This window comes from Protofrankia sp. CiP3 (assembly GCF_917627345.1).
GTDB lineage: Bacteria > Actinomycetota > Actinomycetes > Frankiales > Frankiaceae > Protofrankia.
Genome location: NZ_CAKJTM010000036.1, coordinates 1 through 20,816, shown reverse-complemented (window position 1 = coordinate 20,816; position 20,816 = coordinate 1). Strand labels below are relative to the sequence as shown.

General features: G+C 70.4%; 18 protein-coding genes and 1 pseudogene. 13 read left to right on the top strand and 6 right to left on the bottom strand.

Translation table 11 applies throughout. The features are described 5' to 3' along the window. Positions 1-52: 52 nt before the first annotated feature. The 3 genes from MJ797_RS14170 (at position 53) to MJ797_RS14160 (ending at position 3,261) form a co-directional block, all read left to right on the top strand. Positions 53-1,201, top strand: coding sequence for a glycosyltransferase family 4 protein (locus MJ797_RS14170; protein ID WP_239334948.1), 1,149 nt, complete (start codon positions 53-55; stop codon positions 1,199-1,201). A 176-nt stretch (positions 1,202-1,377) separates the two neighbouring features. Beyond that, positions 1,378-2,091 carry a methyltransferase domain-containing protein gene (locus MJ797_RS14165; RefSeq protein ID WP_239334922.1) on the top strand — a complete coding sequence of 238 codons (714 nt, stop codon included), beginning with the start codon at positions 1,378-1,380 and terminating at the stop codon, positions 2,089-2,091. A gap of 945 nt (positions 2,092-3,036) precedes the next feature. Continuing rightward, positions 3,037-3,261, top strand: coding sequence for a response regulator transcription factor (locus tag MJ797_RS14160; RefSeq protein ID WP_239334920.1), 225 nt, complete (start codon positions 3,037-3,039; stop codon positions 3,259-3,261). A 356-nt stretch (positions 3,262-3,617) separates the two neighbouring features. Here MJ797_RS14160 and MJ797_RS14155 read toward each other — a convergent pair whose 3' ends face one another. The 4 genes from MJ797_RS14155 to MJ797_RS14140 form a co-directional block, all read right to left on the bottom strand. Continuing rightward, positions 3,618-4,511, bottom strand: coding sequence for a hypothetical protein (locus MJ797_RS14155; RefSeq protein WP_239334918.1), 894 nt, complete (start codon positions 4,509-4,511; stop codon positions 3,618-3,620). Between the two features lie 139 nt (positions 4,512-4,650). Continuing rightward, positions 4,651-5,049, bottom strand: a complete 399-nt coding sequence (locus tag MJ797_RS14150) for a peptidase inhibitor family I36 protein (protein WP_239334916.1) — start codon at positions 5,047-5,049, stop codon at positions 4,651-4,653. A 99-nt stretch (positions 5,050-5,148) separates the two neighbouring features. Continuing rightward, the gene (locus tag MJ797_RS14145) at positions 5,149-6,339 is read right to left on the bottom strand and encodes a HAMP domain-containing sensor histidine kinase (RefSeq protein WP_239334914.1); all 1,191 of its coding nucleotides are present in this window, start codon (positions 6,337-6,339) and stop codon (positions 5,149-5,151) included. Continuing rightward, positions 6,336-6,992, bottom strand: coding sequence for a response regulator transcription factor (locus tag MJ797_RS14140; RefSeq protein ID WP_239334911.1), 657 nt, complete (start codon positions 6,990-6,992; stop codon positions 6,336-6,338). Before MJ797_RS14140 ends, MJ797_RS14145 begins: the two co-directional genes overlap by 4 nt. Before the next feature lie 176 nt (positions 6,993-7,168). Here MJ797_RS14140 and MJ797_RS14135 point away from each other — a divergent pair, with 176 nt between their 5' ends. From MJ797_RS14135 to MJ797_RS14105, 7 genes are all read left to right on the top strand, one after another. Further along, positions 7,169-7,687 carry a hypothetical protein gene (locus MJ797_RS14135; protein WP_239334909.1) on the top strand — a complete coding sequence of 173 codons (519 nt, stop codon included), beginning with the start codon at positions 7,169-7,171 and terminating at the stop codon, positions 7,685-7,687. Beyond that, on the top strand, positions 7,684-8,763 hold the full coding sequence (locus MJ797_RS14130) for a peptidoglycan-binding protein (protein WP_239334907.1): 1,080 nt from the start codon (positions 7,684-7,686) through the stop codon (positions 8,761-8,763). Before MJ797_RS14135 ends, MJ797_RS14130 begins: the two co-directional genes overlap by 4 nt. Before the next feature lie 20 nt (positions 8,764-8,783). Beyond that, positions 8,784-9,425: an ABC transporter ATP-binding protein gene (locus MJ797_RS14125; protein WP_239334946.1), complete on the top strand. Its 642-nt coding sequence runs from the start codon at positions 8,784-8,786 to the stop codon at positions 9,423-9,425. Continuing rightward, on the top strand, positions 9,425-10,621 hold the full coding sequence (locus MJ797_RS14120) for an ABC transporter permease (RefSeq protein ID WP_239334905.1): 1,197 nt from the start codon (positions 9,425-9,427) through the stop codon (positions 10,619-10,621). The genes MJ797_RS14125 and MJ797_RS14120 overlap by 1 nt, the downstream gene beginning before the upstream one ends. Positions 10,622-10,800: 179 nt before the next feature. Continuing rightward, positions 10,801-11,955, top strand: coding sequence for a glycosyltransferase family 1 protein (locus MJ797_RS14115; protein ID WP_239334903.1), 1,155 nt, complete (start codon positions 10,801-10,803; stop codon positions 11,953-11,955). Between the two features lie 164 nt (positions 11,956-12,119). Further along, a complete protein-coding gene (locus MJ797_RS14110; RefSeq protein WP_239312062.1) occupies positions 12,120-13,250 on the top strand; it encodes a glycosyltransferase family 1 protein in 1,131 nt (376 codons plus the stop codon). 63 nt (positions 13,251-13,313) lie between these two features. Then, complete coding sequence (locus tag MJ797_RS14105) at positions 13,314-14,375, top strand: glycosyltransferase family 2 protein (RefSeq protein ID WP_239334901.1); 1,062 nt, start codon at positions 13,314-13,316, stop codon at positions 14,373-14,375. A 102-nt stretch (positions 14,376-14,477) separates the two neighbouring features. Here the strand turns inward: MJ797_RS14105 and MJ797_RS14100 are convergent, their stop codons facing one another. After that, a complete protein-coding gene (locus MJ797_RS14100) occupies positions 14,478-17,828 on the bottom strand; it encodes an NAD-glutamate dehydrogenase domain-containing protein (RefSeq protein WP_239334899.1) in 3,351 nt (1,116 codons plus the stop codon). Positions 17,829-18,012: 184 nt separating this feature from the next. On the opposite strand from MJ797_RS14100, the gene MJ797_RS14095 reads away from it, so the two are divergent. After that, positions 18,013-19,086, top strand: a complete 1,074-nt coding sequence (locus tag MJ797_RS14095; RefSeq protein ID WP_374582201.1) for a sugar phosphate nucleotidyltransferase — start codon at positions 18,013-18,015, stop codon at positions 19,084-19,086. A gap of 94 nt (positions 19,087-19,180) precedes the next feature. Here MJ797_RS14095 and MJ797_RS14090 read toward each other — a convergent pair whose 3' ends face one another. Then, entirely contained in the window at positions 19,181-20,029 is an 849-nt protein-coding gene (locus tag MJ797_RS14090; RefSeq protein ID WP_239334895.1) for a DUF3105 domain-containing protein, read from the bottom strand. 250 nt (positions 20,030-20,279) lie between these two features. On the opposite strand from MJ797_RS14090, the gene MJ797_RS14085 reads away from it, so the two are divergent. Both MJ797_RS14085 and MJ797_RS14080 read left to right on the top strand, forming a co-directional pair. Continuing rightward, positions 20,280-20,621 (top strand): hypothetical protein, encoded by a 342-nt coding sequence (locus MJ797_RS14085; protein WP_239334893.1) that lies wholly within the window; start codon positions 20,280-20,282, stop codon positions 20,619-20,621. Next, positions 20,621-20,740: pseudogene (locus MJ797_RS14080) on the top strand (SDR family NAD(P)-dependent oxidoreductase); the annotation flags it as partial. The gene MJ797_RS14085 and the pseudogene MJ797_RS14080, both read left to right, overlap by 1 nt. Positions 20,741-20,816 lie beyond the last annotated feature (76 nt).

The following is a 20,816-nucleotide window of genomic DNA, read 5'->3' as shown; positions in this document are numbered from 1 at the left end:
TGAGCTATTGGCGGTGCCGCTGACCGGGCCGGCGGTGCCCGGGAGCGCGCCAGTGCGGATCGTGATCGTCGGTCCGGCCCACCCTTACAAGGGAGGTGTGGCCCAACACACGACGGAGCTGGCACGCCGGCTTGCCATGCGCGGCCACCGGGTGCGGATCGAGTCATGGTCGCGGCAGTACCCGGCCCGGCTCTACCCAGGCCAGCAGCGTGTGAGCCACCCTGAGACAGAGCCTTTCGCGGCCACGAGCTATCCGCTGTCGTGGCGACGCCCGGACTCGTGGGTACGGCTGGGGCGGCGGCTGCGCCGTGACGTCGATGTTGTGATCTTTGTGCTGGTCACCCCGATACAGGTACCGGCCTACCTGGGCATCCTTGCCGCTCTCCGGCCGGGGAGCGGGCCGGTCGTTCTCGCGCTGTGTCACAACGTGCTGCCGCATGAGCGGCGTACTGGGGACGAGCCGCTGGCCCGTGCCCTGTTACGGCGGGTGTCGGGGGTCGTGGTGCATACGCCGACCGAGGCGGAACAGGCCCGCGCGCTGACGGATCGGCCGGTCTCGGTCGCCATGCTGGCTCCACATCTGTGGCCGGGGCGACAGGCCACAGATGCCGACGCCGCTGCCGGCGGTGCCGCCGGGGTGTCCTCCGCCGGGGCGGACGATGGGGGGCACCGGCATCATCGGCTGCTGTTCTTCGGCTTGGTCCGGCCATACAAGGGCCTGGATGTTCTGCTGCGGGCACTGGCGATGGGGCCGCCGCAGGTGCGCCTGACCGTCGCCGGGGAGTTCTGGGAGGGGCTCGACCGCCTCCGCGCGATCGTCGTCGATCGTGGTCTACGGGCGCGGGTGGAGCTGCGTCCCGGGTATGTGCCCGCGGCCGAGGTGCCCGCGCTGTTCGCCGCAGCCGACGCGCTCGTGCTGCCGTACCGCTCGGGGACGGCGACTCAGAACGTCGGCCTCGCCCATCTGTACGGTCTGCCGGTGGTGGCGACCAGGGTCGGTGGGCTGGCCGGGGCCGTGCGCGACGGTGTGGACGGACTGCTCGCGGCGCCTGGCGACCCGGTGTCGCTGGCGGGTGCGCTGCGTCGCCTCTACGAGCCGGGCGTGCTGGAGGCCCTGCGAGCCGGAATCATCCCCCCGGATGTGAATGCGGAGTGGATTCGTTACTTAGAGGTTGTCATGGGTGCGGTTGGGTCTTGTTAAGACACTTTCCGTTTGCATATCATGCTGCTCTGGTAGTGCGGTTGGTGCCGAGAACAGGGAGGTTGGCCTGGGATGCGGAACCCGTCCGCCCGCCCGCGCGGGGCGGGCCGCGCCTCACTCCGGCGGAGCCCGCGCCAGTGATGCCTTCGTCAAGGCGGCTTTCGTCGAGGTGGCCGGTGAGCGTACTGCGTAGTCATGTCCTGGCCTACGCCGGCCATCAGATGCACGTCATTCGTCGCCGTGAGGTGAGTACGTTGTTGGCGTGGGTGGGCGATCTGACCGGGCGAACCGTTCTGGACGTCGCTGGCGGTGACGGGTACTGGGCCGGTCAAGCTGTCCGTCGTGGGGGCTGGGCCGTCTGTATTGATCTTGACCGGGGGAAGCTGGACTTCGGTCGCGGACTGCGTCGGCATCCTGCCCTTGTCGAGGGGAACGCCCTTCACCTGCCGTTCGCGGACGCCTCCTTCGATGTGGTGATGTCGGTCTGCGCGATCGAGCATTTCGACGACGGCCCGGCCGCGCTCACCGAGATGGCCCGGGTGCTCACGGTGGGCGGGGATCTTGTCATGTCCGCCGACGCGCTCACCCGGGCGCACCGGTGGCCGCGGCTGGCGGCCCGGCATCGGGAGAAATATCAGGTGAAACGCACCTACTCGGGTGATCGGCTGGCGGAGCTGCTGAGTGGTTGTGGCATGGCTGTGGTCCGCCAGACCTACATGTTCCGGTCACCGTGGGCCGAACGGCTGTACCTCACGCTGTCGGCCAGGGGCGGCCGGGCCGGCTGGAACGCGGCCGTGCCGCTCGCGCCTCTCATCGCGATGTCCGACCGGCGCAGCCCGGACGGTGTCGGCAGCGTCGTGCTCACCCATGCCCGCAAACGGCAGCTCTGACGGGCGCCGAGCGCGACCTGCGCGGACGTTTCGGGGCTTCGTCCCCTTTTGCCAACGATTATGGCCGCTGCCGGCCTATTCGAGCCGGTAGCGGTCCGGGCGCGATGCTGTCACCGTGTGCTCAGCTGTATGGGCCAGGTATGTCGATTTCGTTTCCGGCTGCCTGATTCACTTTTGATCTTAATCAAAAGTGAATCAATGCGTCGAGGCCAAGGCATTGTGTTGTTTGCGAGCGTCAACCGTACCGCCTCGTCCGCATAGCCATGCGCGCCCTTTCGGGTGGTCACCCCGCTGGCTGCCACTCCGGTCGAATAGTGGGTGGCGGGTCCACTGAGCGAACAGCAAAAAGATCATTATAGCTTGTCAAGCTATGTTGACGGTATTGGCGCACCGGCCTGGACGGCAATCATGTCAACAGTTGCGCATAGCATCGCGCCAGCTCACAGGCCTAGATCCACGGCTGCTATCCACCGGTTTCCGGGCCAGGCCCGAAGTCCCGTGGAAGCGGCGCGCCCGGCGGCGGCTGGGGATTTACCGGGTAGGAGAAGACGATTCGGAACATCGCTCCAGGCCAAGGGGCGCCGGCATCCGCTTCTCAAACACGAGCTATGATGAACATGTATAAGTACAGTTATGATGCGAGAAACAGCCGCCGGTGGATGGAGCTGGCCGGGCGGCTGGGGGCCTGCGGAGCCAGGATTATCGGCCGGCCATGAACTGTCGCACGGCCCTTCCGGACCAAGCCGGCCGCTCGCGAAGCAAGCACCGATGAATCCGCTTTTCAGCGATTTCACCCGGTAGCAACAGCGACGCCAGCGAGTTGAGGTCGATGATCGATTTTCCGCCGGTCCGGATCGGCCAGCCGAAAGGGTTACGCATGAAGCGGTATAAACGAGATAACCGTATCGAACGACGACTTCCGAAAAGCGCCGTAAGGGGCGGAACTTGACAGAGCTCGCGCAACTGTCCTCTCGGGAAAAGGATGTGCTCGCGCACTTCGCCCGCGGACTCACCTACTCGCAAATCGGTAGAAAACTTGGCATCGCTGTTTCGACGGTGGATACATACATGCGACGGGTGCGGGCGAAGACCGGTGCTGTCAACACCGCGGAACTGGTTCGGCTGGGCCTGCAGATCGACTGGCCCAGGGACCGGCCAGCAGTTGGTTGACGGTGAGATCGGGTACCAGGCACCAGTTCGATTCCGCCGTCGATAGGTCAGTCGATAGGTCGCGGCGGGACAGGCGGCGGGAAATCCGCCAGCATGAGTGGGATACGGGTGCTGTCCGCGGCGATGGGCCACGGCCTGCGGGCGCTCTCGCGGTGGTTGGTCAGGCGCACCATGGTGGGAAATGCGGCAGGCGTTCGCGGGCCTGACGCAGGAGGGTGCCAGCGCTGCCGGTCAGCCGAATTGGCCGGATGATGCCGCGGCTGTCGACAGCGGCGGCACTGGGGATGCCGATGGTTGTGTGACACGGGAAATCCCCGCCGCCGCGTCCGACGGCGGACAGGGCCGCCGACAGCTTCCTACGGGCTGATTACCTTCGCGGCCGCGCTGTCACGGGCGGCGACTGCGGCACGAATATTGGCGAAACCGCGGGAATCCGCGGCGATAGCACGCCGTTGATACGCCGATTCTACGGTGAACCACACGCCGATCACATTCGTCCGGGCCTTACAGGCGATGTCCGCGAGCGCGACAGAAATCTGGGTGGGGCTCGGTGGCCCCTTGAAGGCAGGATCCCCGGCGGCGGCGAGCGGATCGGCGTAGTGGTACCCCGACTCGCTCATGCAGGCTGACCAGGCGGTGAAAACTTTTCTGACCCGGCTGTCCGTCTTGGACTCCTCGAAGGACCGAAGCTGCATCGTCTGGCCCTCGCGCAGGTCGGTGGCTGCCGGCACGGACGCGTTGAGGGCCCGGTCAGCCTCGCCGACGCACCCACCCGCCGGTACGGCCAGCCCGTTGACTATCGAGCGTCCTTGACCGGACAACACGGTCTGGCCGTCGGCCCCGATGCTCGGCCTGTCCGGTGCCGGCTGCAGCGCGGGGTCTCGCGGGCCGAACCCGTACCCGGCGGTCCGGGCCAGTGAGGCGTCCGTGATGCCGTACCGCCGGTCGGTCAGGCTGATCGGGCCGTAGTCGCCCCTGGGTACCGGCTTGACGTCGTACGTGATACCGAACCGGTTCATACACCGCTGGATCAGCGCAAGATTGGCTCTGGTGAGGCGCTCGTTTTGTTCCCGGCTGGGCAGGTAGTCTGCCACCGGCAGCCGCAGCGCCACGCTTTCCAGTAACTGCGGCACTGTCCCGATGGTTGGCTCGGCTGGCTCGGTGCTGGCTGCTGGGGCTGCGCATCCGGCCAACGCCAACAACACAACAAGCGCGGTACCGACTCCGGTGCACCGGCGCTTCAAGGCCATGATTCGTCTCCAGAACGACAGCGTGGATCGGGCGGGTGTGCGTTGCCGGTCGAGGCGCTACCATTAAGCTGACCGCCGTTCCGCCCAGCATCAATGGGCGGAACGGCGGTCACTCCGAAACAGGTGATGAAGGCGTGCGTCAGGGTGTGTAGTAGTACGCTGACGAAATCGTGTTGAAGAACGTCGTCGGGAAGTTGTAGGCGGAGTACGGGGCTAGGTCAACGCCCGAACCGGTGTAGTTCGCGCCGGTGAAGACACGCCACCAGTAGGTGTCCAGGCTCCGCCAGGACTCGGTGTTGTTGTTGGCGCTGATGCTGGTTCCAGGGAACACGTCGTTGCTGAAGTCCGGGTCGGACAGGTACAGGTCAAACAGGTACCCTGACTGACCCGTGTAATAGTAGAGGCCGAGTTCGCCCGCCTCCAGCGCCCCATTCTTGCCAGCCGCGCTGGCCGGGCTAGCCACCCCCAGCCCGACGCCGAGGCAGGCTGCGATCGCCGCCAGCGCGATGATGAGACCTCGCTTGATGCTCGTTGCCATGTTCGTTGCTCTCTCCCTTACGAAGGGGCCGGTTGACACGGTTAATCCTTCATTAAGGTAGAGAGCGGGAGTAGTCACGAGGTTTCGTGTCTTGACTCGCTATAGTTGATCTGTTATCAAATCCGTTTGATCATTGCTGTCTGATTGTTGCCGGCTGCGGGGGATCGTCACCACTACTTCCAGGCCGCCTTCGTTGCGGGCGACGGCGTTCACCGTGCCGCCGTGGGCCTGCGCGACCGATCGCACAATTGACAGTCCCAGGCCAGTGCCCCGAGCCGAGTGCACGCGGTTCGCCGCACGCTGGAAGGGCTCGAACAGTTCGGGTACGTTCGCCGGAGCGATGACCGGGCCGCTGTTGACCACGGTGAGCCGGGCGTCGCCGTCGACAGGGCCGGCGGCGAGCCGTAACCAGCCGCTGGCGACGTTGTGCCGGATGGCGTTCTGCAGCAGGTTCTGCACAAGCCGGTCAAGCAGGACGCGGTCGCCGTCGACGACGACCGGGTCGGCCTCGGCGGTGACCCGCAGCCGCAGCCGATCGGCATCCGGCCGCAGCAAGGTGAGCACGCCCCCGACGACCTCGGCGAGGTCAACCGGCCGCGGGTCCGTGATGCCGTGCTCGGCCCGGGCCAGGGCCAGCAGCCCGTCCACCAGCCGTTCGTGCCGGGCGTTCACCTCCAGCATGATCTCGCCGAGACGGATCAGCTCAGGCGGGGCGTCGGAGCGGCCCATCGCCACCTCGAGCAGGGTCTGATTGATCGCCAACGGCGTCTTGAGCTCGTGCGAGGCGTTGCCGACGAACTGCCGTTGCGCCGCGAAGGCCGCATCGAGCCGGGACAGCATGGCGTTGATCGCGGAACCCAGCTCCCACCACTCGTCCCGGGCACCGGTTAACGCGACCCGTTCGTGCAGGCTATGGTCCGCGATCCGGCGTGCGGTGGCGGTGATCTGACGTAACGGACGCAGCGTCACCCCCCCGACGAACCAGCCGGCGACCAGGCTGGCTGCGGCCAGCCCGGCCGCCAGGACCAGCCCGTGATCCACCAGCGGGCCCAGGGTCTGCGCGCGCAGCCGTTCCCGGATGTCCTGCCCCGTGGCCAGCAGCTGGGCCTTGAACTGCGGGGCCTCCTCGGCGCTCGGCATCGTCTCCACCGCGGCGGGGACATCGATCGACTGCCGCGCGATGGCGTGGTCGACCACCAGGTAGGCGACGAGCAGCGTCACCCCGCCCACGACCAGTCCCAGGCAGCCGACGAGCAGGGCCAACCGGGTGCGGACAGACAGTTTGGTCATAGCAGCCGGTACCCCACTCCGGCGACGGTCTCCACCAGCGGCGGCTCGCCGAGCTTGCGCCGTAGCGTCATCACCGTCACCCGGACGACGTTGGTCAGCGGATCGATGTTCTCGTCCCAGGCCTTCGCCAGGAGCCGCTCGACGCTCACCACCGCCCCGTCGGCGAGGAGAAGTTCCTGGAGCACCCCGAACTCCTTGCGGGACAGGGCGACGAAGCGGCCGTCCCGGGTCACCTGCCAGCGCGCCGGGTCAAGTTCGACCCCTGCCCGGCGCAGCACCGGGGGCGCGGCGGGCCGCGCCCGCCGCGCCAGGGCGCGCACCCGGGCGACGAACTCCGGGAAGGCGAACGGTTTCGGCAGGTAGTCGTCGGCGCCGAGGGACAGGCCGGCGACCCGGTCACTCACCTCGCCGGACGCGGTGAGCATCAGCACCCGGGTGGCCGCGGCCGACCCGACGAGGCTGCGGCACACGTCGTCGCCGTGCACGATCGGTAGGTCCCGGTCGAGCACCAGGACGTCGTAGTCGTTGATCCCCAGCCAGGCCAGGGCCTCGGCGCCGTCGTAGACGACGTCGACCGCGATCGCCTCCCGGCGGAGGCCCTCGGCGATGGCGCCGGCCAGCAGCTCCTCGTCCTCGGCGACCAGCACCCGCATAAGAGCTCTCCTCTCGACCGGTCCGCGGCCCTGCGGAGATGGTGAACGAATCCGTATAAGAACTGGGTAAGCATCATCGCTGACGGTAATTTTATAGCCGTCCGTGTTCAATCCCTGCCATGACGAACACGAAAAGTCCGGTCGGGGGCCGGTGTCGCAGTCCGCTGATCGTCCCGGTGGCCGCGGTCGTACTGGCGGCCGTGGCCTTTCTGGCCGGCTGCGCTGACGGGGGTGGCACACCGCGCGTGGTGTCCGTCGCGACCGGTTCGCCTCCGGCCACCCAGGCCAGTGCCGACCGCGGCAGTCAGCTCAGGCGGTACCGCGACTGCCTGCTGAGCAACGGTGTCACCCTGCTCGACCAGCTGAACGTCGAGGGCATGCCGCAGATCGACAAGGAACGTACGAACATCGACGTACTCGCCACCGGCCAGGAGAAGTGCCGCCCGTACCTGCCGACGGCCGTCGACGCGGCAAGGCCCGATCAGGCGATGGTCGAGGCCCGGCGCAGGCTTGCGGAGTGTCTGCGCGGACACGGCGTGCCGGAATATCCGGACCCCGATCCGGTGACCGGTGACCTGCGCATCAGTGATCAGCTGGCCGCCCGGCTCAAGGACGACCCGAGCCTGGCGTCGGCCCTGCGGACCTGCCAGCAGCAGGTGGGGCCAGCCGCCCGCGGGGACGGTGCGGCCCGATGAAGAAAAGCACCGGCCTCGGTACCGGCGCGGTGGTGGCCGCGCTCGTCCTCACCGTCGGCGCGGTGACCGTGCACGTCGCGCGGCGTCCCTCGGCAGCATCCCCGGCCAGCTCACCGCCACCGGCGGTCACCGCCGTGATTACCCGGACAACGCTGGCGCGGACCGCCTTCGTGGACGGGACACTCAGCTACGGCCCGACCCAGCCGATTGAGTCCAAGGCGGCCGGCACGCTCACCTGGCTGCCCAATGTCGGTGACACGGTGGACCGGGGCCATGCCCTGCTGCGCGCCGATGAGCAGCCGGTCGTGCTGCTCATCGGCGACCTGCCCATGTACCGCCCGCTCGCGCTCGACACGGTCGGCAACGATGTCAGGCAGTTCGAGACCAACCTGCAGGCACTCGGGTACACCGGCTTCACCGTCGACCAGCGGTACACCGCCGAGACCGCGGCCGCGGTCAAGCGCTGGCAGCGGGACCTGGGCCGGCCGCAGACCGGCACAGTGGACGTCGCCGCGGTCATCTACCTGCCCGGACCGGTCCGGATCGCCAGCCGGGTGGCCCGGCTCGGCGCGGCCTCGACCGGCCAGCTGCTCACCTACACCGGCACGACCAAGGTGGTGACCGCCCAGGTCCCGGCGCAGAACACGGCATGGGCGGTCAAGGGCGCCACCGTGGACATCGTGCCGCCGGCCGGGGCAGCCGTACCCGGCGTGGTGGCGGACATCAGCACCCAGGTGAACACCCAGCCCGGCGGCGACGACGCGAACGCCCCGGCCGGCGGCGGTGCCCAGCAGGCCACCCTGGCGGTCACTGTCACCATCGCGAACCAGGACGCGCTCAACGGGCTGGACCGGGCGCCGGTGAAGGTGCGGCATGTGCTGGAGCGGCGGGAGAACGTGCTGACGGTACCGGTCATCGCGGTGCTCGCGCCGATCGAGGGAGGGTACGCCCTGGAGATCGTCGACGGTGACCGCAGCCGGGTGCTACCGGTGCGGACCGGGTTGTTCGCGGACGGCCAGGTGGAGGTCAGCGGCGCTGGCATCGACGCCGGTATGACCGTGAAGGTAGCGGCGTGAGCCCGGCCGCGGTGGTCCGGATGCGCGATGTGTCCAAGATGTACCCGGGCGGGGTCGCCGCGCTCCGCAACGTCGACCTGACCATTCACAGCGGGGAGATGGTGGCTGTCGTCGGCCGGTCCGGTTCCGGGAAGTCGACGATGCTCCACATCATGGGTACCCTCGACCGGCCGTCCACCGGCAGCGTGTACCTGGACGGACACGACGTGGCGGCGCTGCCCGACCGCCGGCTGTCCGCGCTGCGGGCGCGCCGCATCGGCTTCGTCTTCCAGAACTTCCACCTCGCCGACGGTGTGCCGTGCCTGGACAACGTGGCGGACGGGCTGCTCTACGCCGGCGTCCCGATCCGCGAGCGTCGTCGGCGTGCCGAGACGGCGCTGGACCGCGTCGGGCTCGGCCACCGGCTCCGGCACCGGCCGCACGAGCTCTCCGGCGGCGAGCGGCAGCGGGTCGCTATCGCCCGCGCCGTGGTCGGTGCCCCCGCGCTGCTGCTGACGGACGAGCCGACCGGCAACCTGGACACCGGCTCAGGCGCCGCTGTGCTGGACATCCTGTATGAACTGCACACGGCCGGCACCACCGTCGTGGTCATCACCCACGACCGGGAGATCGCTGACCGGCTGCCACGCCAGGTGCGCCTTCGTGACGGGCGGGTGGTCTGATGGCTGCCACCCTGCCCGCTGCCACCCGCCTCGGCCTGGCCGACACGCTCCGGGCCGGTTCCGCCGGCCTGCGTTCCCGCCCGCTGCGGGTGGGGCTCGCGACTCTGGGCATCTCGCTCGGGATCGCGGCGCTGGTCGCGGTCCTCGGCGTCTCGTCGTCCAGCCGCGCTGATCTGGACCGTCGGCTGGACCAGCTCGGCACCAACCTGCTCACCGTCGTGCCCGGCCAGACCGTGCTGGGGGAAGGAGCCGAGCTGCCGGCCGAGTCGGTGCGGATGACGGCCCGGATAGCCCCGGTGTATTCGGTGTCGGCGACCGGGCGCATCAACGCCTCGGTCTACCGCAACGACCACATCGACGTGGGCGACACCGGCGCCATCGCGGTGTTGGCCGCCCAGCCGGGACTGCTGGGCACAGTCGGCGGCGGTGTCGCCGAGGGGCGCTGGTTCAACCGCGCCACCTCGATCCTCCCCGCTGTCGTCCTCGGCGCCCGAGCGGCGCGGGAACTCCAGGTCCACCTGCCCGGCACCCGGGTCTGGCTGGGCGGTCAGTGGTTCGGTGTGGCCGGCGTGCTCGCGCCCGTCCCGCTCGCCCCCGAACTGGACAACGCGGCCCTGGTTGGATGGACCGCCGCGCAGACGGCTCTCGGCTTCAACGGCCACCCCACGACGCTGTACACCCGATCGGCGGCGCCCGAGGTGGAGGCTGTCCGTTCGGTGCTGCCAGCGACCGTGAACCCGCAAAGCCCGTACGAGGTCCGGGTCTCCCGTCCCTCCGAGGCGCTTGCCGCCCAGCGCGTCACCCACCGCACGCTCGACGGTCTCTTCCTCGGGCTCGGCGCGGTAGCCCTCGTGGTGGGCGGGGTCGGCGTGGCCAACACCATGGTCATTTCCGTCCTGGAGCGGCGCGGTGAGATCGGCCTGCGTCGAGCCCTCGGTGCCACCCGGGGACAGATCCGCCTGCAGTTCCTCATGGAATCGCTGCTGTTGGCCGGCCTCGGCGGTGTCGGTGGTGTGATCATGGGTGTGCTCGCCACCGGCGGGTACGCGGTGACGCAGCACTGGCCGGTGGTCATTCCGCTGGCCGCCTGGCTGGGCGGCGTGCTTGTCACGCTGCCGGTCGGCGCGATCGCGGGTCTCTATCCCGCCATCCGCGCCGCCCGCCTCACGCCGGTCGCCGCGCTGACCATGCCGTGACAGGAGCTTTTCGGTTGATCCTCCGGTTGGTCCGGGCGGGTGCCCGGCCGGGAGCGCCGCCGGGCTGCCCACGGCCCGGCCCGTCGCGTCGCCGCGACGGCACCCGGATGCCGGCTCCGTGCCCTGGCCGGGACCCACACCGGTTGACGCTGGCGATCACTGCGCAAGGATGTTGTTCCGTGCGGATCGGATTCCTTGTTGAACAGATGCTGGCACCGGTGCCGGGTGGAACCGGGCGGTACTCGGCGGAACTCGCCGCCGCGCTCGCCCGGACAGCGCGGCCGGGTGACGTGGTCATCAGCTGGTGCGCCTGGCGGGGCAGCCTCGAAGCGGACGGCGCGGCCGTGCCGGGTGTGGTCGGTCCCATCCGGTTACCGCTGCCCCGGCGGGGGCTTGCCGCCGCCTGGCCGCGCGGCCACGGGCCGGCACCGAGCGGCGTGGGCGTGGTGCACGCCCCGACGCTGCTCGTCCCGCCCCGGCGGGACGGGGTGGGGCTCGTGGTCACGATCCACGACGCGGTGCCGTGGACCCATCCGCACACCCTGACCCCGCACGGGGCGCGGTGGCACCGGCAGATGGGTGAGCGCGCGGCTCGCCGGGCCGACGCCGTGATCGTGCCGACCAGGGCCGTCGCCGCCGACCTCCAGGCACATCTGGCGATCCCGGACGACCGGCTGCACGTCATCGGCGAGGGGGTGGCCGACGCGATCAGGACCGTCCCGGCGGACGCGGACGCTCGTGCGGCCCGGCTCGGCCTGCCCACCGGCGGGTATCTGCTCACCCTGGCCACCCTCGAGCCGCGCAAGGGCCTGGACACCGCGCTGGCCGCGCTGGCCGAGCCCACCGCGCCCGCCCTGCCGCTGGTACACGTCGGTTCACCCGGCTGGGGCGGGCTGGACCTGCGGGCCGAAGCTGAGCGGGCGGGTCTCGACAGCGGCCGGGTCCACCCGCTTGGGCGCCTTGACGACCCGGACCTCGCCGTCGTCCTGTCGCGGGCCACGGCGCTGCTCGCGCCCAGCCGGTCCGAGGGGTTCGGGCTGCCGGTCCTCGAGGCGATGGCCCATGGTGTCCCCGCGATCGTCTCCGACATACCCGCCTTCGCGGAGATCGGTGGGGACGCCGTTGTCACCGTGCCGGTGGCGGACCCGGCGGCGCTCGCCCAGGCGGCCGCCGCCGTGGTCGCGGACGACGGCCTGCGGCGTGGGCTGGCTGTGGCCGGACGGGCGAGAGCAGCCGCTTTTAGTTGGAATGGGGCGGCAGAGACCGTCTGGTCCCTCTACCGTCAACTTACCGACTCCCGGGCCTTGACCACCAAGGATCGGGGGCCGGCGTAGTCTTGCCAGCGGGCCGAAGATGGCGCAATCGTGGATCTTCCAGCGTTGTCGGTGGCCCTAAGGAACCTAGTAGGCCAAAGACCGTACGGGCATGATCTTTCGTGCGGCTGGAGGCCCTGAGGGAGCTAGCGGTGAGAAACATGCCGCCAGTCGGAAGGAGCGCCGTGTCTCCCCGGGTGCTCGTCGACGCAACCGCGGTTCCAGCCGATCGCGGCGGCGTCGGTCGCTATGTCGACGGGCTGGTGGCTGCCCTGGACGCGGCAGGCGCCGACCTGGCTCTCGTCTGCCAACGGTCCGACTATGAACGGTACGGCCGGTTGGCCCCGCACACGGACGTGGTGCCGGGGCCGGCCGCGATCGCCCACCGGCCGGCCCGCCTCGCCTGGGAGCAGACCGGCCTGCCGCTGGTCGCCCACCAGGTGGGGGCACAGGTCATCCATTCGCCGCATTACACTATGCCACTGCGTACTTCCCAGCCCGTGTGCGTGACTATCCATGACGTCACCTTCTTCACGGAGGCGGAGATGCACACCGCCGTGAAGGGGACGTTCTTCCGCTCGGCGATGCGCACGGCCGTCCGCAAGGCCAAGAGAATCATCGTCCCGTCCAAGGCCACCCGGGACGAGCTCATCCGGGTCCTGGACAGTGACTCGACGGCGACGGACGTCGCCTACCACGGTGTGGACACATCGACCTTCCATCCGCCCACGGAGGAGGACAAGCGCCGCGTCCGCCTCCGGCTCGGCCTGGCTGACAGCCGGTATGTCGCTTTCCTCGGCATGCTCGAGCCCCGCAAGAACGTGCCGAACCTGATCCGCGGCTGGGCCGAGGCTGTCCACGGGCGTGCGGACGCGCCCGCGCTGGTGCTTGCCGGTGGCTCGGGCTGGGACGACGACGTGGATGCCGCGGTCGCTTCGGTGCCGTCCCACCTGAAGGTCATCCGGCCGGGCTACCTGCGTTTCTCCGACCTCCCCGGCTACCTGGGCGGGGCGTTGCTGGTCGCCTACCCGTCCCATGGGGAGGGTTTCGGGCTGCCCGTGCTGGAGGCCATGGCCTGCGGCGCGCCGGTACTGACGACTCCGCGGCTCTCCCTGCCCGAGGTGGGCGGCGACGCGGTCGCCTACACGCAGCCGGACATCGACTCGATCGCTCACGAGATGGGCGCGTTGCTCGACGACGCCCAGCGGCGCGGGGCGCTGGCGCGGGCCGGGCTCGCCCGCGCCAGGGAGTTCACCTGGGCGGCGAGCGCCGAGACGCATCTGGCGAGCTACGCGCGGGCAGCCGCTGACACCTGACCGGCAGCCCCGGCCGGCCAGGGCCTGGACAGCCTGACCCCGATACCCGGCCCAGGAACGCCGATGGCATCCTGGCCCGAGCGGAACGTTCTCACATACACAGGGTGGGCGGGCGGGGATGATGAAGGCGGGCTGGTGAACGTGCGGGACGCGGGAGCTTCGGCACGTTCGCACGATCAGCGGGGCGAGCGGCCGGAGCCTGCCGCCACCGAACCGGAGATTCGTGTCGTGGTCGTGGGCTACCACTCCGGTGAGGTGCTCGGTCCGTTCATGGACTCCCTGACCAAGGCCACGGCAAGATCCTACGAGGTGGTTGTCGTGGACAACTCGCCGGTGCTGGATGAGGGCACGGCCAGGGTGGCCGAGCGCGGCGAGGTCCGGCTGGTGCGCGCTGGGAGCAACCTCGGGTACGGCAGCGCGGCCAACCGGGGTGCGGCCGGTGCCGGTGCGCCGTGGCTGGTGGTGGCCAACGCCGACATCGCGTTCACGCCGGGGTCGCTCGATGAGCTTCTGGACGCGTCGAGCCGCTGGCCAGGAGCGGGGGCTTTCGGCCCGGCGATCACGAACCCGGGAGGTGTGCTCTACCCGTCCGCCCGCGAGCTTCCCTCGCTGGGGCGCGGGATCGGCCACGCCCTGCTCGGCTGGTGCTGGCCGGCGAACCCGTGGACGACGGCCTACCGCCGGGACCGGGCCACCCCGGTCGAGACGACCGCCGGCTGGCTGTCGGGGTCGTGCCAGCTGCTGCGGCGGCAGGCGTTCGAGGCGGTCGACGGCTTCGACGAGGCGTACTTCATGTTCATGGAGGATGTGGATCTGGGCCGCCGCCTCGGCCTGCTCGGCTGGCAGCTGGTCTACGTACCCACCGCCGTCGTCGAGCATCTGGGCGGTCATTCCACGAAGCGCACCTCGCGACGGATGGTGATCGCGCATCATCGCAGCATGCTCCGCTACCTGTCCCGGCAGTACCCGTCGCGGCGTTACCTGCCGTTGCGGCTCGCCATCGGGGTGGGCCTGGGGCTGCGGCTGCTCCTCGCGCTCGCGCTCGCGGACGACAGCGCGGGAGCCCGGGTGACCCGGTCCGCTGACGAGCTGCCGGCCAACCGCCGTCCCAGCGCGGGCCACTGAGAACGCGGCTGAGAACGCGGCTGAGAACGAGCGCGAGGATCGGGCGGCCCGCCGTCCGGTGGGGGCTGGCAGGGGGACGCTGACCGGCCGCCGTGCTGTGGATCACTGTCGCGGGATCAGCTCGCTCAGCCGGCCGGCCACGACGGAGATCATGGCGCTGGACAGACGCGGCGCCGCGGCCACGTCGTCGACGACGGCGCGGACCCGGTCGGCCCGTGCCCCGGTCGCGATTCTGTCGATGGCCGCGTCCAGGTCGAACTCGGGCGTGGCCATGGTCGCCTCGGTCAGCGCCGACCGGGCACGGGCGACATCCGCCCGCAGGGTCGCCGCGGCGATGTGCTCCCAGTACGACTGGCCCGGCAGCTGCGCGCCCCGGCCGATGAGGTGCGCGAGGCCCAGGCGTCCCAGGCCGAGCCGTGTCCCGATGGCCGTGTAGGCGTGCAGCACGTCACTTGGTTCCAGGTCGTTGCGCAGGGCGATGTCGACGATGTCGAGCGCCGGGCTCATCGCGTCGAGCCACGCGACGCGCTCGGCGAGGCGCGCGGGCAGGCCACGCTCGTAGAGCTGTTCGGCCAGCCGCAGGATGCCGGCCAGCTCCTGATCGGACCCGGCCGTGGCGAGCACCGACGGCAGCGCCGCCGTCACCTCCCGCATCCCGTCGGTGTACCGGGTGATCTCCGCCGCGATGTCCAGCGGCGACCGGCGGGCCCGCAGCAGCCACAGCGCGGATTCCTCCTGGACGAAGTGGCAGTGCAGCAGCGCCTCGGCGGTGGGATCGGTGGAGCCCACGGCCGGGCGCGCCCGGCTGCCGCCGCCCCCGAGGCAGTGGGTGTCCATGGCCGCCCAGATGTCGGTCAGGCCGAGCAGCTCCCGGGTGATGACGAAGGCCCGGGTGCCCTGGACGGTGTCCGCGCCGGTCAGTTCACGCAGCCGGTGGAGGAAACCGGCGCCGACCCGGTCGATGACCGAGTTGGCGAGCTGGGAGGCTATGATCTCCCGCCGCAGTGGGTGACGGCCGAAGTGCTCCCGCAGCAGCTCCCGCAGCGACGCCGGCAGGTAGGTGTCCAGGGTGGGCCCGCCGACCGGCTCGTCGGGCAGGCTCGACTCCAGCAGCGACCGGGCGACCATCCGCTTGGCGTAGGCGTGCAGGACTGCGATCTCCGGTCGGGTGTAGGTGCGTCCCGCCGCAAGCCGGGCGCCGAGCTCCTCGGCGTCTGGCAGGCTCTCCACATCCGGGTCGATCTCGCCGGTCTCCACCAGATGGCTGATGAACCGCGACAGCCCGTCCGCCATGGACATGGCATGCCGTTCGGCCGCGCTCAGCGCCAGGGCCTGGCGGGCGGAGTCGGCCAGGACCGCTCGCGTGACGTCACCGGTGGCCGACACCAGCAGCCGCTCGCGATCGGCCCGGTCGATCGCTCCCTTGTTGATGGCCAGGTCAAGGCCAATCTTGATGTTGACCTCCCGATCGGAGCAGTTCACCCCGGCGGAGTTGTCCACGAAGTCGGTGTTGCAGCGTCCGCCGTGCATGGTGAACTCGACCCGGGCGGCGTCGGTGAGGCCGAGGTTCCCGCCCTCGGCCACGACCCGGGCGCGCAGCTCGGTCGCGTTGACCCGCATCCCGTCCCGGGCCTTGTCCCCGACCGCGCCGTGTTCCTGCGTGCTTGCCTTGACCCAGGTGCCGACACCGCCGTTCCACAGCAGGTCGACCGGTGCCCGCAGCACCGCCCGGACCAGGGCGTCGGCGGGCAGCGCGTCGTCGCCGACCCCCAGCAGCTCCCGTACCTGTTCGGTCAGCTCGATCTGTTTGGCTGACAGCGCGAACACGCCACCGCCGGCCGACAGCACCGACCGATCGTAGTCGTCCCAGCTGCTCCCGGGCAGCGCCGCGAGGCGTTCGCGCTCGGCGAACGAACGGGCCGGGTCGGGGCCTGGGTCCAGAAATATGTGTCGATGATCGAATGCGGCGACCAGCCGGATGTAGCGGGAGAGGAGCATGCCGTTACCGAAGACGTCCCCGGACATGTCACCGATGCCGACGACGGTGAGCGGTTCGCGGTCGGCGTCCACGCCCAGCTCGGCGAAGTGACGGCGGACGGATTCCCAGGCACCCCGGGCGGTGATGCCCAGCGCCTTGTGGTCGTACCCGCTGCGGCCACCCGAGGCGAAGGCGTCGCCGAGCCAGTAGCCGGCCGACGCCGCCACCTCGTTGGCGAGGTCGGAGAAGCGTGCGGTGCCCTTGTCCGCCGCGACCACCAGGTAGCTGTCCGGCTCGTCCCGGCTGACCAGGCCCGGCCTGCGGACGGTGACACCGTCGACCCGGTCGTCCACGAGCGCCAACAGCGCCCGCATGAACTCCGCGTAACAGGACCTGGCCAGCGCGGCCAGCTCGTGGGGGTCCGCCGGTGGACGCCGCAGGACGAAGCCGCCCTTGGCGCCGTCCGGCACGATGATGGCGTTCTTGACCCGCTGGGACTTCATCAGGCCGAGAATCTCGGTGCGCAGGTCCTCCTGGCGGTCGGACCACCGGATGCCGCCCCGGGCCAGCCGCGCCCCGCGGAGATGCAGCGCGTCGAACCGCCCGGAACTGACGAAGGTCTCCGCCTCGGGAACCGGCGGCGGCAGCCAGGGCAGCCCCGCTGACATGATCTTGATGGCGAGCGTGTCCGGCGCGTCCACCGTGAGCGCCTCGGGCTCGGGCCGGCGGCCGGAACCGGGAGACGCCGCCGGTGGGTAGAACGTCGTCCGCACAACCGCGAGGACAAGGTCGCGCAGCCGGCGCAGGACTGTGTCGTCGTTGATGCTGGTCACCCACGCCAGTGCGGCCTCCAGCCGGGCGTGCAGCCGGCTGCCGCGCGCGGGGCTCACCCGCAGCGGGTCCAGCCGGGCATGGAACAGCGCGACGAGATCGTGCGCGTAGGACGGGTGGGCGGTCAGGACCCGGTGGGCGTAGCGGGTGCCCAACGACGTCCCGGCGAGGCGCAGGTAACGGAACATGGCCCGCAGCAACGCCACCTCCCGGGCGGTGAGCCCAGCGGTGAGGACGAGCGCGTCGAGGCTGTCGCTGTCGATGTCCCCGCGCGCGAGGCCCGCCAGGATGCCGCGCAGGCCGTCCATCTGCTTGATGGCGGCATCGGCGAGCTCCGGTGTGGTGTGCACATGGTATTCGTCGAGGCTGGCTGTGCCGCCAAGCGGGTCCGGTTGCTTCGGCAGGCTGCGATGGGTTGTCGCGCGCAGGCCGAGGTTGGTCAGCACCGGTATGACGTCGGCTATGGGCGGCCCGTCGCCGTGCCAGGCGAGCCACACCGTGAGCGTGGCGGGACCGCCGCCGTCGGTGCGGGCGGCGGCGAAGCCCGGTTCTCCGCCGTCGGCAAGCGCGGCCATGGCCGTCTCGGCGCCCGGCCGGACGTTGCTGGAGGAGACCCGATAGTCGGCGGGCCACTGGCGCACCACGTCTTCAGCATCGCCAGTGCGGCCCGTCCGCGCATTCCGGCGGGCCTGGGGCACCTCGGAACGCGCGGTGGGCGGTGCCGCGGCGGGCCGTCCGGGCTGGTGAGCGGGTGTCCGCGACCCGACGTCACCGCGGTGGCCCAACATCGTGCGTCGGGGCGCGGGGCCTCTGGGACACTCACGCTCTATGGACGCTGTGATGCTGGTCGGGGGACAGGGTAGTCGCCTGCGCCCGCTGACGATGTCAGCACCGAAACCGATGCTTCCGGTCGCCGGCGTTCCGGTGACCGCCCACATGCTCGCCCGCGCGCGCGATGCCGGGATCACCCGCGTTGTCCTCGCCACCGCGTACCGGGCCGAAGTATTCGAAGAGTACTTCGGAGACGGCTCCGCGCACGGTCTGGAGCTGGAGTACGTCACCGAGGCCGAGCCGCTGGGAACGGGCGGCGCGATCCGTAACGTCGCGTCGCGGCTGCGCGCCGCGCCGGGCGAGCCGGTGGTCGTCTTCAACGGCGACATCCTGTCCGGCCTGGACATCGTCGCGCTGGTGCGCCGCCACCGGGACACCGACGCGGCCGTCACCCTGCACCTGACCGAGGTTGGTGACCCGCGCGCGTTCGGCGTGGTCCCCACCGACGCCGACGGCCGGGTCACCCAGTTCCTGGAGAAGACACCCGACCCGCCGACCAACCGGATCAATGCCGGCTGCTATGTCTTCCGGCGGTCCGTGATCGACGGCATTCCGGCCGGCCGGCCGGTCTCGGTCGAGCGGGAGACCTTTCCGGGACTGCTGGCGTCCGGCGTTCTCGTGGCCGGTTATGTCGACAGCACGTACTGGCTCGATCTGGGCACTCCGGACGCGTTCATCCAGGGGTCGCGGGACCTGGTGACGGGACGGATCGCCTCCTCCGCGCTGCCGGGACCGGTCGGTGATCAGCTGCTGTTGCCGGGTGCCTCCGTCGCCGGGGACGCCAAGATCAGTGGTGGCGCGGTGGTGGGCGCTGGCACGACGGTCGGTGCCGGCGCCACGGTGGACGGCGCGGTGCTCTTCGACGGAGCGGTCATCGGTGAGGGTGCTGTGGTGCGCGGGTCGGTGGTGGGCGCTGGCGCGGTCATCGGCGCGCGGGTGTCACTTGACGGGGTCATCGTGGGTGACGGCGCGCGGATCGAGCCCGGCAACGAGCTGCGGGCTGGCGTCCGGGTGTTCCCCGGTGCCGTGCTGGGGGCGGGCAGCATCCGCTTCAGTTCGGACCGCGTGTGAGCGCGATGAGCACGGCGCCCGCTCCAGCCCGGCGTCCCGGCCGCGTTCGGCTTGGCGCTGATGACCGGACAACGGCGCCCGCGTCAGCGCCGCGTCACCGCGTTGCGGCGGCCGTGTCCGCTGGCGTGGGCGTGTCCGCTGGCGCGGCCGTGCCTGTTGAGGTGGGCGCGGTGGTCCCGGAATCCGATCCGGTGCCGGTGGGCTGCCGCGCGCTGCCGGTGATGGTCGGGCTCAGGTCGAGCGGGCCACCGGCCGCACCGGACTCGGGCGCGGTGGGGGAGTCCCACGCCGCACCGGCCGGGCTGGGGTTGGCATAGGTCCTCACGAACTCCTTGATGGCCGCTTCGGACACGACCGCGCAGCGCTGGGTCCGGTCCCAGGCGGTCAGTACGAAGTGCTTGTTCTCGGTGAACTCGCCGCGTTCCCACGGGACGGCGATGAACCGGTCACCGGCCGACTCCGCGGCGGCGCGCAGCGCGGTCACCTGGTCGTCGGGGAGTTTCGCGTCGTACCAGCCGATGACGAAGCCGTGTTCCAGGTTGTGGACGGCACGCTCGATCCGCAGGTTGGGAATGCGCTCGTAGAAACGGTAGGCGTCCGGCAGCGGGCTGGAATCGTGGTTACCCGATGACGGCGGCGCGACCGTGTAGTCGACGGTCTGGTTGGCCGCGACGTGGGTGTTGCCGTGGGAGGCGTCGTTGACGACGCCGGTGCATCCGGCCGCGGCCGCGGCCGTGCTCGCCCTGGTGACGTAACCGACCGAGCGGCTCTGGTCCTTCGCCCGATTGTCCAGCAGCGCATACACGATGATGCCGGCCAGTAACGTCAATGCGGCCAGGCCGCCGATTCCGTAGATCAGAAAGGAACGTCGGCGCTCCTGGCGCCGCTGTTCGCGCCGGAGCGTGTCGAGCCTCGCGTTGCGTTCCGCACTCTTTTTTCCCACAGCGCACGATCCTACGGAGGGCCGGCCGGCATCCACCCGGCTCGTCCGTCCTGGTAGGCCCCACCGGGGGGCGTACGGACCTCAGTTTCTGATCACTCGACTGGCGAACACCCAGCCGCGCCCGAAGATCCTCTAAAGCAACGCGGAGAGCATCGATTCCTTCGACTACCCCTACCTGCCGTTCTACGCCGGCACGGCCTACACAGCGCTCTCCAAGTCCGAGAAGGCGCGAACCTTCGCCCAGCAGGCGGTGACGTTGTGCGACGCGGCGGCGGCGAACTGGCCGGTCGCGCGGGCCCTGGCCCGGGTCGACCTCGCGCTCGCCGCGGTGCGGCAGAAGGAACCGGACAGGGCGTGCGCCGTGACCGTCGAGGCGCTGGAGATCTGCGCGGCCGAACGCCCGGTGGATCTGATCGTTCGCCGCACTGGTGAGGTCGTGCGGGAGCTGCGCCCCTACCAGGAGCTGTCGGCCGTCCGCGACCTGTACGAGCGCCAGACGAACCTGTCCCGCACGCTCCGCGGCATGCAGCGGGCCCCTTCCAACCCCGGCGTCGGTTCGGCGGCACATGATCGACAGGCGGACATCCTCTAGTGGATCTTCATCTGAGCGGTAAGGTCGCGCTCGTCACCGGTGGTTCCCGCGGCATCGGCCGGGCGATCGCGTCCCGCCTTGCGGCCGAGGGCTGCCGGGTCGGGATCCGCGGACGCGATCGCCGACGCCGCCCTGAGCGACCCGGCCCTCGACCCCGACCTCGGCAGCTTCACCACCGCCCTGCAGACCGCCCGT

Coding starts and splice junctions, on each gene's coding strand:
- MJ797_RS14155 (WP_239334918.1), bottom strand. CDS start 4,511: ATGGCCTTGAAGCGCCGGTGCACCGGAGTCGGTACCGCGCTTGTTGTG.
- MJ797_RS14150 (WP_239334916.1), bottom strand. CDS start 5,049: ATGGCAACGAGCATCAAGCGAGGTCTCATCATCGCGCTGGCGGCGATC.
- MJ797_RS14145 (WP_239334914.1), bottom strand. CDS start 6,339: ATGACCAAACTGTCTGTCCGCACCCGGTTGGCCCTGCTCGTCGGCTGC.
- MJ797_RS14140 (WP_239334911.1), bottom strand. CDS start 6,992: ATGCGGGTGCTGGTCGCCGAGGACGAGGAGCTGCTGGCCGGCGCCATC.
- MJ797_RS14130 (WP_239334907.1), top strand. CDS start 7,684: ATGAAGAAAAGCACCGGCCTCGGTACCGGCGCGGTGGTGGCCGCGCTC.
- MJ797_RS14125 (WP_239334946.1), top strand. CDS start 8,784: ATGCGCGATGTGTCCAAGATGTACCCGGGCGGGGTCGCCGCGCTCCGC.
- MJ797_RS14120 (WP_239334905.1), top strand. CDS start 9,425: ATGGCTGCCACCCTGCCCGCTGCCACCCGCCTCGGCCTGGCCGACACG.
- MJ797_RS14105 (WP_239334901.1), top strand. CDS start 13,314: ATGGCATCCTGGCCCGAGCGGAACGTTCTCACATACACAGGGTGGGCG.
- MJ797_RS14095 (WP_374582201.1), top strand. CDS start 18,013: ATGGACGCTGTGATGCTGGTCGGGGGACAGGGTAGTCGCCTGCGCCCG.